Annotated in this window: 17 protein-coding genes and 1 pseudogene; 8 read left to right on the forward strand and 10 right to left on the reverse strand. The window is 61.3% G+C overall.

The genetic code is table 11. From position 1 onward, the window contains the following. Nucleotides 1-4: 4 nt before the first annotated feature. The 3 genes from AC1RT4_RS17185 to AC1RT4_RS17195 are packed head-to-tail and all read right to left on the reverse strand — an operon-like array spanning nucleotide 5 to nucleotide 1,756. Nucleotides 5-265 (reverse strand): phosphopantetheine-binding protein, encoded by a 261-nt coding sequence (locus AC1RT4_RS17185; RefSeq protein ID WP_007952344.1) that lies wholly within the window; start codon nucleotides 263-265, stop codon nucleotides 5-7. Then, nucleotides 246-1,055 carry a lysophospholipid acyltransferase family protein gene (locus AC1RT4_RS17190; RefSeq protein ID WP_007952342.1) on the reverse strand — a complete coding sequence of 270 codons (810 nt, stop codon included), beginning with the start codon at nucleotides 1,053-1,055 and terminating at the stop codon, nucleotides 246-248. The genes AC1RT4_RS17185 and AC1RT4_RS17190 overlap by 20 nt, the downstream gene beginning before the upstream one ends. After that, nucleotides 1,031-1,756 carry a beta-ketoacyl synthase chain length factor gene (locus AC1RT4_RS17195; RefSeq protein WP_493086522.1) on the reverse strand — a complete coding sequence of 242 codons (726 nt, stop codon included), beginning with the start codon at nucleotides 1,754-1,756 and terminating at the stop codon, nucleotides 1,031-1,033. The genes AC1RT4_RS17190 and AC1RT4_RS17195 overlap by 25 nt, the downstream gene beginning before the upstream one ends. Nucleotides 1,757-2,126: 370 nt before the next feature. Between AC1RT4_RS17195 and AC1RT4_RS17200 the strand changes: the two genes are divergently transcribed. Next, nucleotides 2,127-2,897, forward strand: coding sequence for a ParA family protein (locus AC1RT4_RS17200; RefSeq protein WP_007952339.1), 771 nt, complete (start codon nucleotides 2,127-2,129; stop codon nucleotides 2,895-2,897). 7 nt (nucleotides 2,898-2,904) lie between these two features. Here AC1RT4_RS17200 and trxC read toward each other — a convergent pair whose 3' ends face one another. Continuing rightward, the gene (gene trxC, locus AC1RT4_RS17205; protein ID WP_064592954.1) at nucleotides 2,905-3,339 is read right to left on the reverse strand and encodes a thioredoxin TrxC; all 435 of its coding nucleotides are present in this window, start codon (nucleotides 3,337-3,339) and stop codon (nucleotides 2,905-2,907) included. 235 nt (nucleotides 3,340-3,574) lie between these two features. Here trxC and mazE point away from each other — a divergent pair, with 235 nt between their 5' ends. After that, complete coding sequence (mazE, locus tag AC1RT4_RS17210) at nucleotides 3,575-3,844, forward strand: type II toxin-antitoxin system antitoxin MazE (RefSeq protein ID WP_197869280.1); 270 nt, start codon at nucleotides 3,575-3,577, stop codon at nucleotides 3,842-3,844. Beyond that, complete coding sequence (mazF, locus tag AC1RT4_RS17215) at nucleotides 3,844-4,206, forward strand: type II toxin-antitoxin system toxin MazF (protein WP_493086524.1); 363 nt, start codon at nucleotides 3,844-3,846, stop codon at nucleotides 4,204-4,206. Before mazE ends, mazF begins: the two co-directional genes overlap by 1 nt. Nucleotides 4,207-4,212: 6 nt before the next feature. Here the strand turns inward: mazF and selO are convergent, their stop codons facing one another. The 4 genes from selO to AC1RT4_RS17235 form a co-directional block, all read right to left on the reverse strand. Further along, nucleotides 4,213-5,676, reverse strand: a complete 1,464-nt coding sequence (gene selO / locus AC1RT4_RS17220) for a protein adenylyltransferase SelO (RefSeq protein WP_493086526.1) — start codon at nucleotides 5,674-5,676, stop codon at nucleotides 4,213-4,215. 48 nt (nucleotides 5,677-5,724) lie between these two features. Continuing rightward, nucleotides 5,725-9,078 carry a mechanosensitive channel MscK gene (gene mscK, locus AC1RT4_RS17225; RefSeq protein WP_493086528.1) on the reverse strand — a complete coding sequence of 1,118 codons (3,354 nt, stop codon included), beginning with the start codon at nucleotides 9,076-9,078 and terminating at the stop codon, nucleotides 5,725-5,727. 34 nt (nucleotides 9,079-9,112) lie between these two features. Then, nucleotides 9,113-10,855 carry a potassium/proton antiporter gene (locus AC1RT4_RS17230; protein ID WP_493086530.1) on the reverse strand — a complete coding sequence of 581 codons (1,743 nt, stop codon included), beginning with the start codon at nucleotides 10,853-10,855 and terminating at the stop codon, nucleotides 9,113-9,115. 336 nt (nucleotides 10,856-11,191) lie between these two features. Further along, on the reverse strand, nucleotides 11,192-12,817 hold the full coding sequence (locus tag AC1RT4_RS17235) for a methyl-accepting chemotaxis protein (protein WP_493086532.1): 1,626 nt from the start codon (nucleotides 12,815-12,817) through the stop codon (nucleotides 11,192-11,194). A gap of 278 nt (nucleotides 12,818-13,095) precedes the next feature. Here AC1RT4_RS17235 and AC1RT4_RS17240 point away from each other — a divergent pair, with 278 nt between their 5' ends. The 4 genes and pseudogenes from AC1RT4_RS17240 (at nucleotide 13,096) to AC1RT4_RS17255 (ending at nucleotide 15,663) form a co-directional block, all read left to right on the forward strand. After that, nucleotides 13,096-13,326 carry a hypothetical protein gene (locus AC1RT4_RS17240; RefSeq protein ID WP_007952320.1) on the forward strand — a complete coding sequence of 77 codons (231 nt, stop codon included), beginning with the start codon at nucleotides 13,096-13,098 and terminating at the stop codon, nucleotides 13,324-13,326. Beyond that, nucleotides 13,323-13,625, forward strand: a complete 303-nt coding sequence (locus tag AC1RT4_RS17245) for a cell division protein ZapA (protein WP_007952314.1) — start codon at nucleotides 13,323-13,325, stop codon at nucleotides 13,623-13,625. Before AC1RT4_RS17240 ends, AC1RT4_RS17245 begins: the two co-directional genes overlap by 4 nt. A gap of 145 nt (nucleotides 13,626-13,770) precedes the next feature. Then, a pseudogene (locus AC1RT4_RS17250) lies at nucleotides 13,771-14,796 on the forward strand (cache domain-containing protein); the annotation flags it as partial. Nucleotides 14,797-14,931: 135 nt separating this feature from the next. After that, complete coding sequence (locus tag AC1RT4_RS17255) at nucleotides 14,932-15,663, forward strand: methyl-accepting chemotaxis protein (RefSeq protein WP_459797306.1); 732 nt, start codon at nucleotides 14,932-14,934, stop codon at nucleotides 15,661-15,663. Nucleotides 15,664-15,807: 144 nt separating this feature from the next. Here the strand turns inward: AC1RT4_RS17255 and AC1RT4_RS17260 are convergent, their stop codons facing one another. Then, nucleotides 15,808-17,610, reverse strand: coding sequence for an acyl-CoA dehydrogenase (locus tag AC1RT4_RS17260; RefSeq protein WP_493086534.1), 1,803 nt, complete (start codon nucleotides 17,608-17,610; stop codon nucleotides 15,808-15,810). Between the two features lie 181 nt (nucleotides 17,611-17,791). Next, on the reverse strand, nucleotides 17,792-21,745 hold the full coding sequence (putA, locus tag AC1RT4_RS17265) for a trifunctional transcriptional regulator/proline dehydrogenase/L-glutamate gamma-semialdehyde dehydrogenase (RefSeq protein ID WP_493086536.1): 3,954 nt from the start codon (nucleotides 21,743-21,745) through the stop codon (nucleotides 17,792-17,794). A gap of 457 nt (nucleotides 21,746-22,202) precedes the next feature. Between putA and putP the strand changes: the two genes are divergently transcribed. Beyond that, nucleotides 22,203-23,687: a sodium/proline symporter PutP gene (gene putP / locus AC1RT4_RS17270; RefSeq protein ID WP_007952308.1), complete on the forward strand. Its 1,485-nt coding sequence runs from the start codon at nucleotides 22,203-22,205 to the stop codon at nucleotides 23,685-23,687. Nucleotides 23,688-23,756: the final 69 nt, after the last annotated feature.

Genomic DNA, 23,756 nt, shown 5'->3' on the forward strand with positions numbered 1-23,756 from the left:
GGTCTCAAGCTGCCTGTTTTGCCGTGACGAACGCCGCAAGGCTCGCCACGTTGGAGAAATGGTTACGGGTGTCCTTGGCGTCGGCGTCGATCTTGATGCCGTACTTTTTCTGGATCGCCAGGCCGAGCTCCAGGGCGTCGACGGAATCCAGGCCCAGGCCTTCGCCGAACAGCGTCTGGTCGTCGCCGATGTCCTCTGCGCTGATGTCTTCGAGGCCCAGGGCGTCGATGATCAGCTCTTTGATGTCACGGTTTAGATCGCTCATCTTCGGCGAGCTCCTTGATAAAGAATTGGTGTAAATAGTCGTTGAGCTTGCGCGAAGCCTGCGGGGCAGGCCCCTGCGCGGCGAAAGTCTGTGGGTCTATATCGGCCCCGACACGAAAACTGAAGTGCACGCGGCGACTGGGAATGCGATACCAGGGCTCGGCCTTGGTCAGGGTGGTCGGACTGACGTGGATGACCACCGGGGTGACGATTTTCGCACCGCGCAAGGCGATGGCCGCCGCGCCCCGATGAAAGGCCGGCGCCTGACCCGGCTGGGTGCGGGTGCCTTCGGGGAAAATGATCAGGGTCTGCCCGCTCTGCAAGGCACCGGCGGCGGCGTCGAGCATGTCCATGCTGCCGTCGTTGCTGATGTATTCAGTGCTGCGCAGCGGGCCACGGGTGAAGGGGTTTTCCCACAGGCTTTTCTTCACCACGCAATTGGCCCGGCGCACCAGGCCGATCAAAAACACCACGTCGATCAGCGACGGGTGGTTGGCGATGATCATCTGCCCCGGGCGGCCGAGACGTTCGGCGCCCTGAATGTCGTAGGTCAGCACACCGGTACGGGCCATGAACCGGACGAAAAACCAGAACAGCCGGCTGACGGTCTGGCGCGCCCGCTCGCGATGCACCCTGGCATCGCCCGGCAGACAGCCGAGCAATGGAAATACCAGCAGGCGCAGGCACAGGCCGCCGAGCCCGAACAGGGCGAAGCTGGTGGCAGTGGCCAGCAGACGCCAGTAATAGGCGTCGCGGTTTTTTCCGATTACGGGTTGCGTTGCCAGGTCCATAGACGAGTCTTCCAGGCATGTTGGCAATGGGGTTGCTGACCGAGCAGGGTTCGCAGCAGATTCAGCGCGTGGGGCCACTGCGTTTTGGACAGTGCTTCGGGGGCGCTGTTCAGGGTCAGCCGCCAGTCGGTACCGGGGGTGAGCAACAGCCCGACGGCATAGGGGAACGGTACGTCGTCGATCCACGTCGAATAGGCTTCGGGCGGTTGTTCCTCGGTGATCACCAGCAGTACCGCCGGGGCGCCTTCGTTCAACAGCGTTGCCGCTTCGAGCATGCCGTGTTCGAGGCCGTCGCCGGCTGCGGCGAGGGCGGTCATTTCGCTGGTTTCGCCGCGCATGATCGACCACAGGCCGATGATCGCGTTGTGCACCGACAGGCTGAACTGGGTCGGCGACAGCGGCTGTTCGTTGGCCAGATCGCTGAGGATTTCAAAGGTGCGCGGGGTTTCGCCGTGCCGTGATACGAACACCAGCGGCAAATTTTCCCGACCGTCGGCCAGCGGCCAGCCGACACTGAACGCCATCCGCGCCAGACGACTGAGACGACGGCGCTGCATGGCCGGCAGAAACGACACATCGGGTGCGGCATCGCTGCCTTCAAGCACGACCGGCTGTCGGCTCCAGGCCTGCCAGGCTTCCACACTGTCGAGCCCGGGAGCCCAGGCGCGCCATTGGGCGATGTTGAAGTTGATCACGGACATTTATCCCGCCCCTGCGGGCTGATTTGACGCGGTTTCGCCAACGTCGCCGCTGAGCTGATTTAGCCGGAAATGGCATGGCGCGTGGCGCCGGGTGGCGCGCATTATCCCGGTGCGACGAGTGTGTAGCAAATGCTGGTTACATTTTGCGCAGTGAAATGGACCGAATGGTACGCAGCGAAAAACTGTCACTTGGCCATTATCCAGATTGTCGGGTGTCTGTCTGTCGGGCATATCGGCGATCAACGGGTGTCTTTGCCCCGTATTCATTGGGATATTGGCGCCTGACTCTGTAGTCCGTGTCCATCGAGGTAGCGAACCGGCACCGGGCACCACTACACTCGGCCATTCTTTGATACACGGAGGTTTTGTCATGCGGCGCGTGGTGTTCAATCAGAAAGGTGGCGTGGGCAAATCCAGCATTGCCTGCAATCTGGCGGCGGTGAGCGCCAGCGAGGGTTATCGCACGCTGTTGGTCGACCTCGATGCCCAGGCCAATTCCACTCAGTATCTGACCGGGCTCACGGGTGACGACATTCCGATGGGCATCGCCGACTTCTTCAAGCAGACCCTGTCTTCCGGGCCGTTCTCGAAAAAGAATCAGGCGGATATCTACGAAACGCCGTTCGACAACCTGCACATCATCACCGCCACCGCCGAACTGGCCGACCTGCAGCCCAAGCTTGAGGCCAAACACAAGATCAACAAGCTGCGAAAGCTGCTCGACGAGTTGTCGGAGGATTACGACCGGATCTATCTGGATACGCCGCCGGCGCTGAATTTCTATGCGGTCTCGGCCCTGATTGCCGCCGATCGGGTACTGATTCCCTTTGACTGCGACAGCTTCTCGCGTCAGGCCCTCTACGGTCTGATCGCCGAGATCGACGAGTTGAAGGAAGACCACAACGAAGGCCTGGAAGTCGAAGGCATTGTGGTCAACCAGTTCCAGGCCCGGGCCAGCCTGCCGCAGCAGATCCTCGACGAGCTGATCGCCGAGGGCCTGCCGGTACTACCGGTCTACCTCGCCAGTTCAGTGCGCATGCGCGAATCCCATCAGGCCAACACGCCGCTGATCCACCTCGATCCACGGCACAAGCTGACGCAGCAGTTCGTCGAACTCCATAACCTGCTCGAAGACGCCTGAAGCCTTGTCAGATGCCCTGGCTGCGCAGCCAGGCCATCAACTGCGGCAACGGGAAGGCCCCGCTCTGACGGGCCACTTCCCGGCCGTTGCGGAACAGAATCAGGCTCGGAATCGAACGAATCCCCAATTGCGCCGACAACTGCTGATTGGCCTCGCTGTCCAGCTTGGCCAGCCGGCACTTGCCCGCCAACTGCGCAGCCGCCTGCTCGAACACCGGCGCAAACGACTTGCACGGCCCGCACCAATCTGCCCATACGTCCACCAGCAACGGCAGATCACCCTTGATCTGACTGGCGTAATCGCCTTGCTTGAGTTCAAACGGCTTGTTCAACAGCACCTCGGACTTGCAGCGCCCGCACTTCGGGTGATCGTTGAGGCGCTCGGCGGGGATGCGGTTGAGGCCGTTGCAGGAGGGGCAGGGGATGAGGAGTGGGTCGGTCATGATAGGTCTCGATTGAGCAATTGATGTCACTGATCTGGTGTCGAGGGACTCATTTATCAATGTCTTGAATCGTCACAGTTTTCTGCCGGCCGCCTTTCGATTGATGTCTAGTCTGAGAGCAAATTCCTGTTTTAACGTTCGTCGTGAGGAGATCGCTTTGACTGTATCTGCGTGCTACTTTTGTTGCACAAATCGAGAGATCGATGACTTCCATTTACCGGATCGGAGTGACTTCATGTCCGTAACTTCCAGAATTCGCCGTCAGGGGGGCGCTGCAGTCATAACGATTCCTCCAACGCTACTGAAGCTTTTGCATTTGGATGTGGGCGCTCAACTGGAGTTGAATGTGGTCGATGGTGAGTTGGTTGCCAGGCCCGTCGCCCCGGTTGCTCGCAAGCGTTACAGCTTGGCTGAACTGCTTGAAGGCGCCGAACATTTACAGGAGCTGAATGCTCAAACTGCCGAAGCTCGTGAAGGTGAACCTGTTGGCAGGGAGTTGGGTTGATGGTGCGTCGGCAGTCCCCCCAACGGGGAGATGTTTACTGGATCGATCCCAATCCTGTGGCCGGGCGGGAGATGATGAACAGACATCGTTTTGTTGTCATCACGCCTCGTGAGATCAATGCTCTGGGTGTCAGCATGACGGTCCCGGTCACAAGCGGTGGCAATTTCAGCCGGAGCTCGGGGTTGGCCGTGACCATTTCAGGTCACGAAACCAATGGCGTCGCCGTGTGTAATCAGGTTCGAAGTTTTGATATCGAACAGCGTGTTCGTGACGGTAACGCTAAATTCATTGAGCGGCTGGATGACGTAACGATGGCTGACATCGTTGCTCGAGTCATCAGCGCAATTGATCCTTTGGATTGAGGTTACTCAGGACGAACAACTGATCTCCAGATGCTTGCCCCACTCAGGCGGCCGTTCCGCATAGCTCTCCATTCCAGGTTGTTCCTCGAATGGATTGCTCAGCACCGCGTGCAACCGGCGCACTTCTGAATAGTCACCCTGCTCGGCAGCATCAATCGCCCTCTGCGCCAGATAGTTGCGCAGGATGTACAGTGGATTCACCGCATTCATCCGCGCACGGCGCTGTTCCTGATCGGTCGCGCTATCGCGTGCGACTCGGGCGACATAGCGCTCGCCCCAGGCATCGAAACCCTTGATATCGACGAAGTCATCGCGCAGGCGAGCGACGGCCTGTTCGGCTGATTCTTCGCCCAGGCGGCGGAAGAACAGCGTGTAGTCGACGCCGCTGTTCTGCATCAGTTGCAGCAGTTGTTCCAGCAGTTGCTGGTCGTCGTCCTCGGCGGTGGTGAAGCCGAAGCGGCGGCGCATGAGGTCGAGGTAATGGGCCTGGAACAGCGGCAGGTACAGGCCGAGGGTTTCGCGCAGGGCTTCGACGCTGATGAACGGTGTCAGGGCCTGGGCCAGGGCGCTGAGGTTCCATTGGCCGACCGGCACCTGATTGCTGAAGGAGTAGCGGCCCTGATCGTCGGAGTGGTTGCAGATGAAGTTTGCGTCGAAATCATCGAGGAAGGCGAACGGGCCGAAGTCGAAGGTGATGCCGAGGATCGACATGTTGTCGGTGTTCATCACGCCGTGGCAGAAACCGTAGGCCTGCCACTTGGCGATCAGTTCGGCGTTGCGCTCGACGATCTCGCGGAACATCGCCAGATAGGGTTCCGGCTGTTCCAGGCATTCGGGGTAGTGCATCGCCAACACGTGTTCGCCGAGCAGCTTCTGCTGTTCGGGACGCTTGGTGTAATAGAAATATTCGAAATGGCCGAAACGGATGTGGCTCGGCGCCAGGCGCAGCACCATCGCGGCGCGTTCCTGTTTCTCACGCCACACCGGAGTGTCGGAGCCGATCACGCAGGCGGCGCGTGAAGACGGGATGTTCAGCGCATGCAGCGCTTCGGAAGCGAGAAACTCGCGGATCGACGAACGCAGCACCGCGCGACCATCGCCCATGCGCGAGAACGGTGTCTGCCCGGCGCCCTTCAGATGCAAGTCCCAATGCTCGCCGGCCGCGTTGTAGACCTCGCCCAGCAACAACCCACGACCGTCGCCCAGTTGCGGGGTGTAGCCGCCGAACTGGTGCCCGGAATAGACCATCGCCCGTGGCTCGGCATCGGCCCACAACTTGTGGCCGCCGAACAGTTCGGCAAATTCCTGGGTGTCGGCCACTGCCGGGTCGAGATCCAGCAGCGCCAGGGCCGCAGGGCTGGCCACCACCAGTCGCGGATTGTCGATCGGTTCGGGCAGCACATGGGCCGAGAACGCATCGCCCAGGCGGGCGAAGCGGTTGTCGAAGGTCAGTTCGTCGAGGGCTTTCAAGGGCCGGCTCCAGCAGAATGTCCGAGCATTCTGCTGGGAATGGCCGGGTTAGTCGAGTTTGGCCGGCGGCGGTTCCTGCAGCGGTTTCTGGTCGTCGCTGACCGGCACGATGGTTTTGGTTTCCGGTTCGATCGGCACCATCTTGTATTCCTGGCCATGCAGGTTCTTCAGGTAAACCTCCATCTGGCGGAACGAGATGTTGATGTGCTGCTTCTTGAACTCGCGGTTGATGAAGCGGTTGACCTCATCGAGTACCGGGTTGCGGTCGCCGAGGTCACGCACATGCATGCGCAGTTCGTGATCGAGAGTACTTTCGCCGAAGTTGAGGAAGTACACGTGCGGCTCGGGTTCCTTGAGTACACGCGGGTTTTCCCGGGCGGCCTTGAGCAGCAGTTCCTTGACCAGATCCAGATCGGAACCGTAATCCACGCCCAGTTTCAGGGTCACCCGGGTGATGGTGTCGGTCAGCGACCAGTTGATCAGTTGCCCGGTAATGAACGTCTTGTTCGGGACGATGATGTCCTTGCGGTCGAAGTCGGTGATGGTCGTGGCGCGGATGCGGATCTTGCTCACCGTGCCCGACAGGTTGCCGATGGTGATGGTGTCGCCGATCCGCACCGGGCGTTCGAACAGGATCATGATGCCGGAGATGAAGTTCGCAAAGATCTCCTGCATGCCGAAACCGAGGCCGACCGACAGCGCCGCCACCAGCCATTGCAACTTGTCCCAGCTCACGCCAAGGGTCGACAGGGTCGAGACGAAACCGACCCCGGCGATCACGTACGACAGCAGCGTCGTGGTCGCGTAGGCGCTGCCCTGAGCCAGATTGAGTTTCGACAGCACGAACACTTCAAGCAGGCCCGGCAAGTTGCGGGCGAGCGCAAAGGTGATGCCGATGATGATCAGCGCACCGAGCATGTCGCCGATGCTGATCGGCACCATGCTCATGTTGGCGCCGGTGCCGCTGGTGTATTCGTAGAGGGTGATGTTGTCGAGGTACGAGAACACCGTGATCAGGTCGGCCCAGACCCAGTACAGCGCGGCGATGAAGCCGCCGAGCAGTGCCAGACGGATCAGGCGCAGGGACTGTTCGTTGACCTTCTCGATGTCCAGGGTCGGCTCTTCGATCACCGCTTCGCCGTCGCCGGCCTCTTTCGCGGCCTGACGTTTGGCCAGGGCGCGCTGGTAAGCCAGACGGCGTGCCGCAACCGCGAGGCCGCGGACGAAGGTGGCTTCGATCACCAGCCAGAACATCAGCAGGTACAGGGTGTTGATCAAGCGGTCGCTGAGCTTCAGCGCAGTGTAGTAGTAGCCGAAGCACACGGCGACGAACAGCGCGATGGGCAGCAGGGTGAACATCACACCCACGGCCTTGCGGAACAGCGAGGCGTTTTCGTGGGTCGGGCTGCTGATCAGCAGGCGGCTGAGCAGCCACGCCATCAGGGCATAGCAGGTCAGCACCACCGGCATGCCGATGACATCGTCGGCCAGCGCCGCCGGTTGCAGTTCGGCAACCGCCACCACCGCCACCAGAGCCATGACCACCAGGCCGAGGCGACGCACCCAGCCTTGCAGGAATTCGACCTGCGGTTTTTCCCAGCGGAAGTGCAGTTCAGCCACGCCACCCGGCGCGAGGATCCGGTAAGCGGTGTAGAACACCAGCCACGCCTGGGCCATTTGCAGCAGCGCCGCGCCCATATTGGCGTTCTGCCCGCGGGCGTCGATCTGCAAGGCCAGCCCGCAGAGGGCCAGGCCCAGCGCCACCGGCATCGCCAGCAGAATATTGATCAGGATCGCCTGTGGCGTGTGCCACTGGCTGTCACGCTTGAAGTGGCCGATGTCCTGGTGAACCTTGTTCAGGCGCGAATACAGTTGCTTGCGCCGCCACAGCAGCGCGCCGATCAGCAGCGCCAGCGGCAGGAACAACAGCGGTCGCTGGGTCAGGCCGTCGGTCAGTTCGCTGAAGCTCGAGGCCAGCGGCAAAGTGTCGATCTGACGCTTGAGGCGCTCCGGCACGCCGCGCATCCATTCGGTGTCCAGCGGCTTGTTGCTGGGAATCCAGAACATTTGCTCGTCGAGGGTCGCGCGCAGACTTTGCGCGGTGCTCAGCAGTTGTTTCTGGTTCAGTTGCAGGGTGATCGACTCGTTGAGCATCGCGCTCAGTTCGCGGTTCAGACGTTCCAGCAGGTCGGCGCGGGTGTTGGCCAGTTCCAGCAGGCTCTTGCGCAATTGCGGCGTGACCTGCTCCGGCGGCTGGGTGGACAGCAGGTTGTCGACGTAAGACGTCGGGTTGCTCAGCAGTTCTCGTTGCTGGCTGACTTCGAACTGATACAGGCGAATGTCGGCGATCTGGTCCGCCAGGTCGCGATCGACCTTGAGGCGAGGCAGGGCCTGTTTCTGTTTATAGAGAATCTTCGACAGCAACAGGCTGCCCTTTAGCACGTTGATCTGCTCGTCGAGGGCCGAATCGCTCTGGGTCACGCTGTCCAGTTGCTGCTTGGTCTGCAGGTTCTGCTGGGTGACTTCGTTGAGGCGGTCGGTGCTCTTGAGCAGGTAGTCGGAGAGCTTGAGGTTGGCCGCGCTTTCGGTGGCGAGCAGAGTGCTGCCGCCGGACTTCTGCGCCTCGATCGATTGCTGGGTCACGGTTTCCTGAGACAGGGCCAGACGCTTCTGGTTGATCAGGGTTTGCAGCTCCTGAATCTCGCGATCCAGACGGTCGGACTTCTCCGAAAGCAGGTCATGCTGACTGTTGCCCAGATCCTGCAACTGGTTGTTGCCGGCCAGTTCCTGACGACGCAGCGGGATCAGCGCGTTCAGGGCGGCCAGCTCGGCGTTGATCTGGTCGCGTTGCTCGGCGCTCAGGGTCTTGCCGCCGTCCTTGCCGGTCTTGAGGATGTTGTTGATCTGCTGGATGCGCGTCTGGCTGCTGGAAATCTCGGCCTGAGCGCGCTCGGGGCGGGTCTGGGCGGTGATGATCAGGCTGTTGGCTTCGGCCAGGGCCTTTTGCAGATCGCTTTGCTGGGTCGAGCGCTCGGTGAGCATCTGCTCCAGCTGCTGGATGTTTTCCTTGGGGAAGCGCTGCGCCACCGGCACCACGGCGCTGGCCTTGAGGCGGGTCAGTTCGCGTGCGTTCTCGATGGTCTGCTTCGGCGCGGTCGCCAACTGCTGCTTGAGGTCGCTGAGCTTCTGCTCGTAGTCACGCCGGTTATTGAGCTGGTTCAGCGTGTTTTGCAGAACCGTTTGCAGGGTCTTTTTATCGGCGTCGGGCAGTTTGCTGTCGGCGATCTTGTCCAGACTGGCCTGCACGGCTTCGCTGGACGGCGGTTCGGCGGCTTGCAGCGGGCCGACGGAAAGACTCAGGCCCAGCAGGGCCGCGACGAAAAAGGAGCGCAGGGTAGGCATAGAGACCGGTCAAGCAAGTGAGAGTGGACGCAGTTTAGAGGAAGAGCCCGGGGCCCGGGCGACTTCCTTCGGGGAATCTGACGCCCACTTTGCCGATCTTGTTCCCGTCCATGACCGCAACCGTCCAGTGGGTGTTGTTCCATTCCACCTGGTCGCCAACGATCGGTGCACCGCCGACTTTCTGGGCAATGAAGTGACCCAGGGTCATGTCCGGATCGATGCCTTCGGCGGGCAGGCCGTACAGGGCGGCAACCGCTTTGAGCTGGGCGTCTCCTTCGAGTACGAAGTCGCCGAAGAAGCGCAGATCGAGGCCGCGTTGCGGCGCTTGGCTGAACAGTTTTCCGAGGGCCGGAAGGTTGTGTTCATGGCCGATAACACACAGCAAATCATCGACTTCCAGCACCGTACTACCCGACGGATGGAGCAGTTGTTGACCGCGAAACAGGGCGGCGATACGTGTGCCTTCGGGCATTTTCAGTTCACGCAGGGGCGAGCCGATGCACCATTTTTCCGCGCCGAGCTTGTAAACGAACAGTTCCCACTCGCTGGTGACGTGCACTTCGAGGGCGGCGCGGGAGATCGGCGCCGGCTCCGGTGGCACCGTCACCTTGAGCAGCTTGGCCACCCACGGCAGGCTCGTGCCCTGCACCAGCAGCGACACCAGCACGATAAAGAACGCAAGGTTGAAATACAGCTGCGCATTCGGCAGCCCGGCCATCAGCGGGAACACCGCCAGAATGATCGGTACCGCGCCACGCAGGCCGACCCAGGAAATGAAGGCTTTTTCGCGGCCATGGAAGGCCTTGAACGGCAGCAACCCGACCAGCACCGACAGCGGGCGTGCGAACAGAATCATCCACAGCGCCAGACCCAGGGCAGGCACGGCGATCGGCAGCAAGTCGTGCGGAGTGACCAGCAAACCCAGCACCAGGAACATGCCGATCTGCGCCAGCCACGCCATGCCGTCGAGCATGTGCAGAATGCCGTGACGGCTGCGCACCGGGCGGTTGCCGATCACCAGACCGCACAGGTACACGGCGAGGAAGCCGCTGCCGTGCAGGGCGTTGGTCAGGGCGAACACCACCAGACCGCCGGCGATCACCAGAATCGGATACAGGCCGGCGGCCAGATTGATCCGGTTGACCAGTTGCAGCATCAGCCAGCCACCGCCCAGACCGATCACCCAACCGATGCCGAACTCGCGGATCAGGTGGGTCAGCAGGCTCCAGTGCAGGCCGGTCTGGCCGCTGGCGAGCATGTCGATCAGGGTCACGGTGAGGAACACCGCCATCGGGTCGTTGCTGCCGGATTCGATTTCCAGGCTGGCGGTTACCCGTTCGTTCAGGCCCTTGCCGCCGAGCAGCGAGAACACCGCTGCAGCGTCCGTGGAACCGACGATGGCGCCGATCAGCAGGCCCTGGATCAGGTTGAGGTCGAACAGCCAAGCGGCGGCCATGCCGGTGAGGCCGGTAGTGATGAGTACCCCGACCGTCGCAAGTGACAATGCCGGCCACAAGGCCACGCGGAAACTGGACACCCGGGTGCGCAACCCGCCGTCGAGCAGGATCACTGCCAGCGCGAGGTTGCCGACCAGATAGGCCGTCGGGTAGTTATCGAAAATGATGCCGCCGCCATCGACCCCGGCAGTCATGCCGACCGCGAGGATGATCACCAGAATCGGGATGCCGAGACGGGAAGAAAGGGAGCTGACAAGAATGCTTGCGCCTACCAGCAACGCGCCGATCAAGAACAGGCTGTTGATGGTCGTCGCATTCAAAGGCAGTACTCCAGAAGCGGAAAGACGGGCACAAACTGACCATGCAGTCTGCGTGCCAGCGATTCTAACCTGTTGAAATGTGATGCTGTCAAAAAGGTTTTTGCGGCGGAGTCATTAGCGGTTGTGCCTGGCTTCAGACCGCTGCCCTCACCCTAACCCTCTCCCGGAGGGAGAGGGGACTGATCGCGGCGTTTGTACGAGTTGCACCGACTTGCAGTTGCGAGTCGAACTCAGGATCTGAAAAGCCCCGATCTGCTCCCTTTCCCCCTCGCCCCCTTTAGGGGGAGAGGGCTGGGGTGAGGGGGTGGCTTTTGATCTTGACCTTGATCTAAAAAATCAAAGGCTAAACCGCCCAACCATATTGTTCAGATCCAGCGCCAATCGCGACAGCTCATTACTAGCCGCACTGGTCTGATTCGCACCGGTTGCCGATTGCACCGACAGATCGCGGATGTTCACCAGGTTGCGATCCACTTCCCGCGCCACTTGCGCCTGTTCTTCGGCGGCGCTGGCGATCACCAGGTTGCGCTCGTTGATTTCAACGATGGCCGTGTTGATCGTGTCCAGCGACAGGCCGGCGCCACGGGCGATGTTCAGGGTCGATTCGGCGCGTTCGGTGCTGTTGCGCATCGAATCCACGGCGTGTTCGGTGCCGCTCTGGATGCTGCCGATCATGCGCTCAATCTCGCTGGTCGACTGCTGGGTGCGGTGCGCCAGGGCACGAACTTCGTCAGCCACCACGGCAAACCCACGACCGGCTTCACCGGCACGGGCCGCTTCAATCGCAGCGTTCAGTGCCAGCAGGTTGGTCTGGTCAGCCAGGCCACGGATCACGTCCAGCACCTTGCCGATGTCGCGGGATTCGTTGGCCAGATCGCCGATCAGGGTCGCGGTGCTCTGTACGTCGGCGCTCATCCGCTCAATGGCGCTGACGGTTTCCTGCACCAGATCACGGCCGTCGCCGGCGGAGGTGGTGGCGTTCTTCGAGGCTTCCGAGGTGCTGACCGCGTTGCGCGCTACTTCTTCAACAGCGCTGGTCATCTCGTTGACCGCCGTGGCGGCCTGCTCGATTTCGTTGTTCTGCTGGGTCAGGCCACGGGCGCTTTCGTCGGTGACGCTGTTCAGCTCTTCGGCGGCGGACGCCAGTTGAGTGGCCGAGCCAGAAATCCGCTGCAGGGTATCGCGCAGCTTCGACTGCATCTTGGCCATGGCCGCCAGCAGGCGACCGGCTTCGTCGGTGCCGTCAACGTGGATCGGCTGGGTCAGGTTGCCTTCGGCGATGGTTTCCGCCGCATCCAGTGCCTTTGCGATCGGCTTGGTGATGCTGACGGTCAGCAACCAGGCGAACAGGAAGGTCAGGCCAGTGGCGATCACCAACAGGGTCACCACCAGATTGAAGGCCGAGGAATACTGGTCGGCGGCCTGCTGGTTGGTTTCGCTGATCTGCTGGCCGTTGATCTGCATCAGGCGGTTGAGCACGGTGTTCATTGCTTCGGAGTTGTCGAGCAACTGGGTGTTCAGCAGGTTGCGCAGCTCATCCACCTGGTTGTTGCGCGACAGGGTTTTCATCCGGTCTTCGATCTGGCGGTACTGACCCAGCAACTGCACGTACTGATCGTAGGCCGCACGCTCTTCGGGGCTGCCGATCAACGGCTCGTAATCGGTCTGGGCCTTGCGGATCTGCTGGTTGCGCATCTCCAGCAGATCGACGGTTTTCTGCTGGACGTCCGGCTCGCGGTTCACCAGCAAACGGTACGACAGCACCCGTAGGCGCAGGGTCAGCTGGGTGAACTCGTCGAGGTTCTTGATGCTCGGCACGCTGCTGGAGGAAATGTCCTCGGCGGCGCCGCGGATCTTGCTCATCTGGTTCAGGGCGAACACACCGAGAATCAGCATCAGGCCGCCGATCAGGGCGAAGCCGGTGAACGCCCGGGGGGCGATATTCATATTGCGAAGGGACATGGGGCGTATACCAGGAAGGGCCGCATCCATGCGGGCTGAGACTGCTGTTGGATGACTTATCGGTCATACGACTAAAGTCTTGAGTCGGTGCGCGTATTTGTCGCATCCGCACCCAAGCGACGAAGTGCAGGAACCAGATCGGCAGATCACAGTCTCTAAGACTCGCAAGAACGGTCGAGCCGCCAGGAAAATCAAGGCCTTGCGCCGGTTTAACCCTGGCGTCAACGACGACTTTTCTTTATCGTACGCGCCCTTTGAAAAAGCCCTGGAAGATCAAAATGTTGGAAGCATCCCTCAGCCAATTGGAACAGCTCGTCAGCGACCTGGTGCAACAGAACCAGACCCTGTCGGAAACCAACCAGACCCTGTCCACGGAACTGGCCCAGGCCAAGGATGAAAACGAAAGCCTGCAACTGAGCCTGATGGAACAGGAAGAAAAGCACGGCGCCACCGCCGCGCGCATCCAGGCCTTGGTTGATCGCGTCAACGCAGGTCCTGTCAGCGCATGAACCACGGCACAGCAGGGGTAAAAGTCATCTCCATCATGGGGGAGGACTATTCGATCAAGGCACCGGCCGGGGAAGAACAGACCCTGCTGGACGCCGCATTGATGCTCAAGGCCGCACTGGCCGACACCAAGCGCAAATACCCGACGCTGATCGGCGACCGCCTGCTGGTGCTGGCGGCGATGAATCTGTGCTCGCAGCAGATTGAAATGAAGAAGCAGCATCAGGAAGAACTCGAGCGTTACCAAGAGCAAGTCAGCGCCACGGTCGAGACCATCGCCAAGACCATCAATCAGGGTTGATGGGGTTGCGCACAACCAAAGAATAGGATTGTCGATTACGCTGTATACAATCGGCACGGCTGTTGCAGTGTTTCAGCCTCTTATTCTTTGGGGGTGCTCCATGCAGTTCTGGCGTCGCAGTATTCAATGGCAGCTGATCCTCGGTATGGGCACCGCCCTGCTGGTCAGCATTCTGATCGTGGTTGGCATTTATACCCTGGTGGTCAACCGCCTCGCCCAGAGCTATCTGGTCGAACAGGCGCTGCCGTCGAGCATCGAAGCGACGCGCAACGACATCGAACGAATCCTCGTTCAACCCCTCACCGCCGCCAAGGACATCGCCAGCAACACCATGGTCCGCGACTGGCTGGCCAATGGTGAAGACTCCGCCAAAACGGCGGGCTTCGCGCAGTATCTGGAAGGCATCCGCGCCGAACACAAGGCGTTTACTGCGCTGATCATCGGCACCGAATCCAATCACTACATCACCGAAAAAGGCCTGGATCGCACCCTCAGCCGCGACAAACCGGCCGATGCGTGGTTCTACTCCTTCCTCGACAGCAATCAGCCGCGAACCCTGAACATCGACAACGACGGGGCCACCGGAGAGCTGGCGCTTTTCATCGATTTGAAGGTGGAGCAGGCCGGCAAAGTGGTCGGTGTCGCGGGCCTTGGGCTGAGCATGAAAGAGCTGTCGGAGCTGATCCACAACTTCAGCTTCGGCGAACGCGGGAAGGTCTATCTCGTGCGTTCCGACGGTTTGATCCAGGTCCATCCCGAAGCACAGTTCAGTGGTAAGCGCACCTTGAGCGAGCAGATCGGTGGCTCGGCGGCACAAGCGGTCATGGGCCATAAAGTCGCCGCCAACAGCAGCTTCCAGCGTGACGGCGAAGACTTCCTCGCCTTCAGCCTGCCTTTGCGCGACCTCGGCTGGACCTTGGTGGCCGAAGTGCCGCAGTCGCAGATCTACGCCGAAGCCCGCCGGGCGATGTGGATGAGCAGCGGCATCGGTCTGGCGGTGGCGCTGGTTTGCCTGGCGCTGGTGATCTGGCTGGCTCAGGGATTGGTGCGACCGATTCGTCAGGTAACAGCTGCACTGGTAGCAATCGGTAGCGGTGGTGGAGATTTGACCCATCGGTTAGATTCCAGCCGCGCCGACGAACTGGGCGACCTCGCCCGGGGCTTCAACCGTTTCCTCGACAGCCAGCGCGGGATGATCGGCGAAGTGCTGACCACCAGCGAGCGTCTGCGTGTTGCCGTCGGCCAGGTGGCCAGGGTTGTGGATAACACCGCCGAACGCTCCGGCCGTCAGCAGGAAATGACCGACATGGTCGCCACCGCCGTCCACGAGATGGGCCTGACGGTGCAGGAAATTGCCCAGAACGCCGGCAATGCTGCGCTCGCCTCTCAAACTGCGCGCGATGAAGCGATGCAGGCGCGGGAAGTGGTCGGCGGTTCGATTCGCCATATAGAAAGCATGTCCGATGAAATCGGCGTTGCCGCCGGCGCAGTGGGGGAGCTGGCGCATCAGGTGGCGTCGATCGATCAGGTGCTGGCGGTGATTCGCGGGGTGTCAGAGCAGACCAATTTGCTGGCGTTGAACGCTGCCATCGAAGCGGCGCGGGCCGGAGATATGGGGCGTGGTTTTGCGGTGGTGGCGGATGAAGTGCGCACCTTGGCGCGACGGACTCAGGCGTCTACCGACGAGATTCAGCAGATGATCGGCAGCCTCAAGCAGGGGGCGGAGAATGCGGTGTCTTCAATGCGCACCGGGCAGGCTGCGACTGGCACCGGGGTTGAGTCGAGCCAGCGTACGGGGGCGTCTTTGACCGCGATTACCGGGCAGGTCGAGCGCATCAGTGACATGAACCATCAGGTGGCGACGGCGACTGAGGAACAGTCGGCGGTGACCGAGGAGATCAACCGCAACGTGCAGGGGATTTCCGATCTGGCGCGGGCGACGGCGGGGGAGGTTCGCGCCTGTCGTGAGGATTGTCAGATGCTGCAGCGGCTGGCGGATGATCTGGCGCGGCAGATGGGTGGTTTCAAACTTACCTGACCGATCGTTCCCACGTCGAGGCGTCGAACCGTCTGCGTGGGAATGCAGCCCCGGACGCTCCGCGTCCTCTCAAGATCGTGACGCAGAGCGTCACAGGAGGCATTCCCACGCGGAGCGTGGGAACGATCGCTCACATAATCCGGATCAGAACCACGCGTCCTGCATTGCCAGACACGTATCATCCCGCGCCTCCAGCAACGCCAACTCATGCTGGCACCCCGGCACTTCCCACGTCAGGAAATACCGCGCCGCCTGCAACTTGCCCTTGTAGAAGTCGACATCCGCCACATTCCCCTTGGCCAACCCTTCCTCGGCCCGAATCGCCTGTTCCAGCCAGCGCCAGCCAATCACCGCGTGCCCGAACACCTTCAGGTACAACGCCGAGTTCGCCAGGCTGCTGTTGACCTTGCCTTGAGCCAGATCCGTCAGCAGACCAATGGTCACGCTCTGAAGGCGCGCGACCAGTTTCTCCAGCGGCTCACGCAGTGCGGTCAACGATTCGTACGCCACCGCGCGTTCCGCGGTGGCGGCAATCAGGCGGATCAGCTGCTTGAGCCCGGCGCCACTGTTCTGCGCCAGTTTGCGCCCGAGCAAGTCCAGCGACTGAATGCCGTGAGTGCCTTCGTGGATCGGGTTCAGGCGGTTGTCGCGGTAGTACTGCTCCACCGGGTATTCGCGGGTGTAGCCGTGGCCACCGAGAATCTGGATCGCCAGTTCGTTGGCTTTCAGGCAGAACTCGGACGGCCAGGATTTGACGATCGGTGTCAGCAGATCCAGCAGTTCATGGGCCTGTTTGCGCTCGGCCTCGGTTTCCAGCGTAGTGGTGTCATCGAACAGCCGCGCGGCATACAGACCGAGATCGAATGCCCCTTCGACGTAGGATTTCTGCGTCAGCAGCATGCGTCTGACATCGGCGTGCTGAATGATCGCCACCGGCGCCGTCGTCGGATCCTTGCTGTCCGGCACCCGGCCCTGCGGACGTTCGCGAGCGTATTCCAGCGAGTACAGATAACCGGCGTAACCGAGCATTACCGCGCCCATGCCGACGCCGATCCGCGCCTCGTTCATCATCTGGAACATGTAGCTCAGACCGTGATGCGGCTTGCCCACCAGATAGCCGACGCACTCGCCGTTATCGCCGAAGTTCAACGCCGTGGAAGTCGTACCGCGCCAGCCCATTTTGTGGAACAGCCCGGCCAGCAACACGTCGTTGCGCTTACCGAGGCTGCCGTCATCGTTGACCAGAAACTTGGGCACGATAAACAGCGAAATGCCCTTCACCCCGGCCGGCGCGTCCGGCAGCTTGGCCAGCACCATGTGTACGATGTTTTCCGAGAGCGGGTGATCGCCGCCGGAAATGAAGATCTTGTTGCCCTTGAGGCGATAAGTGCCGTCGGACGCAGGCTCGGCGCGGGTACGAATATCCGACAGCGACGAACCGGCGTGGGGTTCGGTCAGGGCCATGGTGCCGAAGAAGCGGCCGTCGATCATCGGTTGCAGGAAACGTTGCTTCTGCTCTTCGGTGCCGAAGCTTTCGATCAGGTTGGCCGCGCCCATGGTCAGGAACGGATAGGAAGTCGAAGCCGCGTTGGCCGACTGGAAGTGGGCGAAGCAGGCCTGGGACAGCAGTGTAGGAAGTTGCATTCCGCCGGCGTCGAAACTGCGCGCAGCGTTGAGGAAACCAGCCTCGAGGAAAGCATCCACCGCCGGTTTCACCTCGGGAATCAGAATCGCCTGACCGTTCTCGTAGCGCGGCTCGTTCTCGTCGCCCTTGCGGTTGTGCGGTGCGAAGTACTTCTCGGCGATGTTGCGCGCTGTGCCGATGGCGGCATCGAAGGTTTCGCGGTTGTGCTCGGCAAACCGCTCGCGCCGGGTCAGGCCCTCGGCATCGAGGACTTCGTACAGCTCGAAAGCCAGATTGCGGGAACTGAGCAGCGTCTCGGACATGGCGGCCTACCTTTTTTTGGAATGGGCCGAGTCTAGGCGTGCGAATAAAGGCTGAACAGGAAGATTGATAACGGTGATGGAGAGGCAAAAAAATGGGCGCCGGTGAGGGCGCCCATTTCTATGTTCCTGTTGATCGCTCCCACGCAGAGCGTGGGAACGATCAGCGGTGATCAGCGGGGGGTTAGCCGATGGTCATCAGGCTGGCGTTACCGCCCGCCGCCGCGGTGTTGACGCTCAGCGCGCGCTCGATCACCAGACGCTCCAGCGCAATGTTGGTCTCGCCCTGGGACAGGCCCTGAACCCCGACGATGGCGCCGGCACGCTTGGCGATCTGCTGGCAGACCGCACGCAACTGGTCGGAGTGGCCGTGATGCAGAACCGCATCGAACACCACATCGTCCTTGTTCCAGTCGGAAACCAGTTTGATCCGCGCCTGAATTTCCTTCGGCAGGCGTGCGAACAATGCCTTGCTGGTGTCGGATTCCGGCCAGACCGCCGAACCGCCCACTGCCAGTACCGCCGCGAGCTGGGTCAGCAGATCACCTTCGATGTCCGCCAGGCACAGCACGTGCTCGCGCGGCAGGATCGCGTAGCTGTTCTTCTCGCCAGTCGGGCCGGCCAGTACGCGGGTGATACCGCTTTGCGACTGCGCTGCGTACTGCACGCACAGGGTGCTCAGGTCGGCGAACTTGTTGCTGTCGGCCCAAGCTTTCAGGGTGGTCAGCGGTTTGCTCATGGCGTCGCGCAGACGAACGTCCGGTGCCACGGCAGCATCACCGCGAGCGAAGGACTGTTCGATGGCATCGGTAGGACGCGTCGACAGCAGACGGTACAGGTACAGCGGGCCACCGGCCTTCGGACCGGTACCCGACAGGCCTTCACCACCGAATGGCTGGACGCCAACCACGGCACCGACGATGTTGCGGTTGACGTAGACGTTACCGGCGTTGACGTTGTCGATCACCTTGGCGATGGTCTCGTCGATGCGGGTGTGCACGCCGAGGGTCAGGCCGTAACCGGAGGCGTTGATCTGGGCGATCAACTGGTCGATCTCTTTACGCTTGTAGCGCACCACGTGCAGCACCGGGCCGAAGATCTCGCGTTGCAGCTCGTCGAAGCTTTCCAGCTCGATCAGGGTCGGCATGACGAAGGTGCCGCGTTTGACTTCCTCGGTATCGGCGATGGCCACCTGGTACACATTGCGACCTTTGTCGCGCATGCCCTGGATGTGCTTCTCGATGCCAGCCTTGGCTTCGGCGTCGATCACCGGGCCGATGTCCACGGACAAACGCTCCGGGTTGCCGAGACGGCTTTCAGCCATCGCGCCTTTGAGCATTTCGATGACGCGATCTGCGGAATCTTCCTGCAGGCACAGGACACGCAGGGCCGAGCAGCGCTGACCGGCGCTGTCGAAGGCCGACGACACCACGTCGATCACCACTTGTTCGGTCAGTGCCGAAGAGTCGACGATCATCGCGTTCTGGCCGCCGGTTTCGGCGATCAGCGGAATCGGACGGCCCTGGTTGTCGAGGCGACCGGCGATGTTGCGTTGCAGCAGACGGGCGACTTCGGTGGAGCCGGTGAACATCACGCCTTTGACGCGCTCATCGCCAACCAGACCGGCGCCGACGGTTTCACCGCGACCCGGCAGCAGTTGCAGCACGCCTTCCGGAATCCCGGCTTCGAGCATCAGACGCACGGCTTGTGCGGCGACCAGCGGAGTCTGTTCGGCCGGTTTGGCCAGCACCGGGTTACCGGCGGCCAGTGCGGCGGCAACCTGACCGCTGAAGATCGCCAGCGGGAAGTTCCACGGGCTGATGCAGACCACCGGGCCCAGTGGGCGGTGGGCGTCGTTGCTGAAATCGTTGCGTGCCTGCACCGCGTAATAACGCAGGAAGTCGACGGCTTCGCGGACTTCGGCGATGGCGTTGGCGAAGGTCTTGCCGGCTTCGCGAGCCAGCAGGCCCATCAGCGGCTGGATCTCGCCTTCCATCAAGTCGGCGGCGCGTTCCAGAATCGCGGCACGCTCGGCCGGCGGGGTGGCCTGCCAGATCGGTGCGGCGTTCAGGGCGCATTGAATGGCGTTGTCGACGTCTTCGACGGTGGCTTCCTGCACGTGGCCGACCACGTCACGCAGATCGGACGGGTTCAGCACCGGTGCCGGCGCTTCGTTGCTGGAGGCGCAACCGAGCATCGGCGCGGCTTTCCAGTTGTTGTGCGCGGTCGCCAGCAGGGCGCAGGACAGCGAGGCCAGACGATGTTCGTTGGCCATGTCGATGCCGCTGGAGTTGGCGCGCTCGGAACCGTACAGATCACGCGGCAACGGAATGCGCGGGTGCGGCAGGCCGAAACCACCTTCCACGGTCGCCATCTGCTCGATCTGCGCAACTGGATCAGCCACCAGTTCCTGGATCGAAATCGACTGGTCGGCGATGCGGTTGACGAACGAAGTGTTGGCGCCGTTTTCCAGCAGACGACGTACGAGGTACGCCAGCAGGGTTTCGTGGGTGCCGACCGGAGCGTACACACGGCACGGACGGTTCAGCTTGCCTTCGGAAACTTTGCCTACAACCTGCTCGTACAACGGTTCGCCCATGCCGTGCAGGCACTGGAATTCGTACTGGCCCGGGTAATAGTTCTGACCGGCAATGTGATAAATCGCCGACAGGGTGTGGGCGTTGTGCGTGGCGAACTGCGGGTAGATGACTTCCGGCACCGACAGCAGTTTGCGAGCGCAGGCGATGTAGGAAACGTCGGTGTACACCTTGCGGGTGTAGACCGGATAGCCTTCCAGGCCTTCGACCTGGGCGCGCTTGATTTCGCTGTCCCAGTACGCGCCTTTCACCAGGCGGATCATCAGGCGATGACGGCTGCGGCGTGCCAGGTCGATCACGTAGTCGATCACGTACGGGCAACGCTTCTGATAGGCCTGGATCACGAAACCGATGCCGTTCCAGCCGGTCAGTTGCGGCTCGAAGCACAGGCGCTCGAGCAGATCCAGCGACAGCTCCAGGCGATCGGCTTCTTCGGCGTCGATGTTCAGGCCGATGTCGTATTGCTTGGCCAGCAGGGTCAGCGACAGCAGACGCGGGTACAGCTCGTCCATCACGCGCTCGTACTGGGCGCGGCTGTAGCGCGGGTGAAGGGCCGACAGCTTGATCGAGATGCCCGGGCCTTCATAAATCCCACGGCCGTGGGACGCTTTGCCGATCGAGTGGATGGCTTGTTCGTACGAGGCCAGGTACTTCTGGGCGTCGTGTTCGGTCAGCGCCGCTTCACCGAGCATGTCGTAGGAATAACGGAAACCCTTGGCTTCGAACTTGCTCGCATTGGCCAGGGCTTCGGCGATGGTTTCGCCGGTGACGAACTGCTCGCCCATCAGGCGCATGGCCATGTCGACGCCCTTGCGGATCATCGGCTCGCCGCTCTTGCCGATGATGCGGCTCAGGGACGAAGTCAGGCCGGCTTCGTTGTGTGTGGAAACCAGTTTGCCGGTCAGCAGCAGGCCCCAGGTCGCCGCGTTGACGAACAGCGACGGGCTGTTGCCCAGGTGTGGCTGCCAGTTGCCGGTGCTGATCTTGTCGCGGATCAGCGCATCGCGAGTGCCCTTGTCCGGGATACGCAGCAGCGCTTCGGCCAGGCACATCAGCGCCACGCCTTCCTGGGACGACAGGGAAAATTCCTGCAGCAGGCCCTGAACAATGCCTGCACGACCGCCGGCACTCTTCTGGTTACGCAGTTTTTCCGCGATGGTTGCGGCGAGTTTGTTGGTGGCTTCGGCCATCGGCGCCGGCAGACGAGCCTGCTCGATCAGCATCGGCACCACTTCCGGCTCAGGGCGACGGTAAGCGGCAGTGATCGAAGCGCGCAGCACCGATTGCGGCAGGATGCTTTCGGCGAATTCAAGGAAGCATTGGTGAGCGTGATCGGTGTGGACTTCGCCCGCGTCGTCGGCGTCCTTGGCGGTAAAACCGTTCAGCTCGGTCAGGGTTGCACCACCCTCGAGTTTTTCCAGGTAATTGAAAATTGCCTGCTTGATCAGCCAGTGCGGTGTGCGATCAATCGAGGTTGCGGCGGCCTTCAGGCGCTCGCGGGTCGGGTCGTCAAGTTTGACCCCAAGGGTGGTGGTAGCCATATTTTTATCCTCATAGGTGCCGCAGTTGCGCGACAACAGCTGGCGGCAAGATTAGCCGCGAGCCGAAAGAGGTGCAACCGGGTGCAACCCTTTTTTGTCGGAATATTCGGCAACTCGTCAGGAAATATTTTCTGGTACGAAAGTGCTGCTCCTGCTTGGTGCTTTTGCTTCTAGCAAAGGCCCCTGACTGCGCTAAAAGGGAGCAAAAAACCGCCATTTCGGGATAATTCCGATTAGGTGCAACTAATTCTCAAGAAACTGGTTGCACCTGTTTTAGTTTGTTGAATAGGATTCGCGCCAAAGGTGCAACCGGGGAAAACCCGATGTACCGGCCAATGGCTTTCCTGGGGAAACATTGGTCATAAATGCGCGGCCGTGCGAATCGTCTGTCAGACGTCAGTCTGCAAACGGTGCAACCGCCGCCGCTACATAAAAACAAAGCCAGGGCACGTACGTAATGAGCGCAAGCAATCCAACCCTGATCACGTTCGTGATCTACATCGCAGCAATGGTGCTGATCGGCTTCATGGCCTATCGCTCCACCAACAACCTTTCCGACTATATTCTGGGCGGCCGCAGCCTGGGCAGCGTGGTGACCGCGTTGTCCGCCGGCGCTTCCGACATGAGCGGCTGGTTGCTGATGGGCCTGCCGGGCGCCATCTACATGTCCGGCCTGTCCGAAAGCTGGATCGCCATCGGCCTGATCGTCGGTGCCTACCTGAACTGGCTGTTCGTCGCCGGTCGTCTGCGTGTTCAAACCGAGCACAACGGCGATGCGCTGACCCTGCCGGACTACTTCGCCAGCCGTTTCGAAGACAAAAGCGGTCTGCTGCGCATCATTTCGGCAGTCGTGATTCTGGTGTTCTTCACCATCTACTGCGCTTCCGGCATCGTTGCCGGTGCCCGTCTGTTCGAAAGCACCTTCGGCATGTCCTACGAGACGGCGCTGTGGGCCGGTGCTGCGGCGACAATTGCCTACACCTTCGTCGGCGGTTTCCTCGCGGTCAGCTGGACCGACACCGTACAAGCCACCCTGATGATCTTCGCCCTGCTGCTGACGCCGATCATCGTGCTGCTGGCCACCGGCGGCGTCGATACCACGTTCCTGGCCATCGAAGCGCAAGATCCAAGCAACTTCGACATGCTGAAAAACACCACCTTCATCGGCATCATCTCGCTGATGGGCTGGGGCCTGGGCTACTTCGGCCAGCCGCACATCCTGGCGCGCTTCATGGCCGCTGACTCGGTGAAATCCATCGCCAACGCCCGTCGCATCTCCATGACCTGGATGATCCTGTGCCTGGGCGGCACCGTGGCCGTGGGCTTCTTCGGTATCGCTTACTTCTCGGCGCACCCGGAAGTCGCGGGTCCAGTGACCGAGAACCACGAGCGTGTGTTCATCGAACTGGCCAAGCTGCTGTTCAACCCGTGGATCGCCGGTGTGTTGCTGTCGGCCATTCTGGCTGCCGTGATGAGCACCCTGAGCTGCCAGTTGCTGGTGTGCTCGAGCGCCCTGACCGAAGACTTCTACAAGACTTTCCTGCGTAAATCCGCCTCGCAAGTCGAGCTGGTATGGGTCGGTCGCGCCATGGTGCTGCTGGTTGCACTGATCGCCATCGCGATGGCCGCCAACCCGGACAACCGCGTGCTGGGTCTGGTGTCCTACGCCTGGGCCGGTTTCGGTGCTGCCTTCGGTCCGGTCGTGCTGATCTCGGTGATCTGGAAGAAGATGACCCGTGACGGCGCACTGGCCGGCATCCTGGTCGGCGCGATCACCGTGATTGTGTGGAAGCATTTCGAACTGCTGGGTCTGTACGAAATCATCCCGGGCTTCATCTTCGCCAGCCTGGCGATCTACTTCGTCAGCCTGATGGGCCAGCCGAGCGCCGGCATGGTTCAGCGCTTTGAAGCGGCCGAGAAAGATTTCCATCTGAACAAGTGATGGAAAGGAGCTGAGGCTCACAAGAAAACGGCCCGTTTCCTACCAGGAAGCGGGCCGTTTTTTATTGCC

It is taken from the genome of Pseudomonas sp. GW821-FHT11D10, from assembly GCF_058808435.1.

Coding starts and splice junctions, on each gene's coding strand:
- AC1RT4_RS17185 (WP_007952344.1), bottom strand. CDS start 265: ATGAGCGATCTAAACCGTGACATCAAAGAGCTGATCATCGACGCCCTG.
- AC1RT4_RS17190 (WP_007952342.1), bottom strand. CDS start 1,055: ATGGACCTGGCAACGCAACCCGTAATCGGAAAAAACCGCGACGCCTAT.
- AC1RT4_RS17195 (WP_493086522.1), bottom strand. CDS start 1,756: ATGTCCGTGATCAACTTCAACATCGCCCAATGGCGCGCCTGGGCTCCC.
- AC1RT4_RS17200 (WP_007952339.1), top strand. CDS start 2,127: ATGCGGCGCGTGGTGTTCAATCAGAAAGGTGGCGTGGGCAAATCCAGC.
- trxC (WP_064592954.1), bottom strand. CDS start 3,339: ATGACCGACCCACTCCTCATCCCCTGCCCCTCCTGCAACGGCCTCAAC.
- mazE (WP_197869280.1), top strand. CDS start 3,575: ATGTCCGTAACTTCCAGAATTCGCCGTCAGGGGGGCGCTGCAGTCATA.
- mazF (WP_493086524.1), top strand. CDS start 3,844: ATGGTGCGTCGGCAGTCCCCCCAACGGGGAGATGTTTACTGGATCGAT.
- mscK (WP_493086528.1), bottom strand. CDS start 9,078: ATGCCTACCCTGCGCTCCTTTTTCGTCGCGGCCCTGCTGGGCCTGAGT.
- AC1RT4_RS17235 (WP_493086532.1), bottom strand. CDS start 12,817: ATGTCCCTTCGCAATATGAATATCGCCCCCCGGGCGTTCACCGGCTTC.
- AC1RT4_RS17240 (WP_007952320.1), top strand. CDS start 13,096: ATGTTGGAAGCATCCCTCAGCCAATTGGAACAGCTCGTCAGCGACCTG.
- AC1RT4_RS17245 (WP_007952314.1), top strand. CDS start 13,323: ATGAACCACGGCACAGCAGGGGTAAAAGTCATCTCCATCATGGGGGAG.
- AC1RT4_RS17255 (WP_459797306.1), top strand. CDS start 14,932: ATGGTCGCCACCGCCGTCCACGAGATGGGCCTGACGGTGCAGGAAATT.
- AC1RT4_RS17260 (WP_493086534.1), bottom strand. CDS start 17,610: ATGTCCGAGACGCTGCTCAGTTCCCGCAATCTGGCTTTCGAGCTGTAC.
- putA (WP_493086536.1), bottom strand. CDS start 21,745: ATGGCTACCACCACCCTTGGGGTCAAACTTGACGACCCGACCCGCGAG.
- putP (WP_007952308.1), top strand. CDS start 22,203: ATGAGCGCAAGCAATCCAACCCTGATCACGTTCGTGATCTACATCGCA.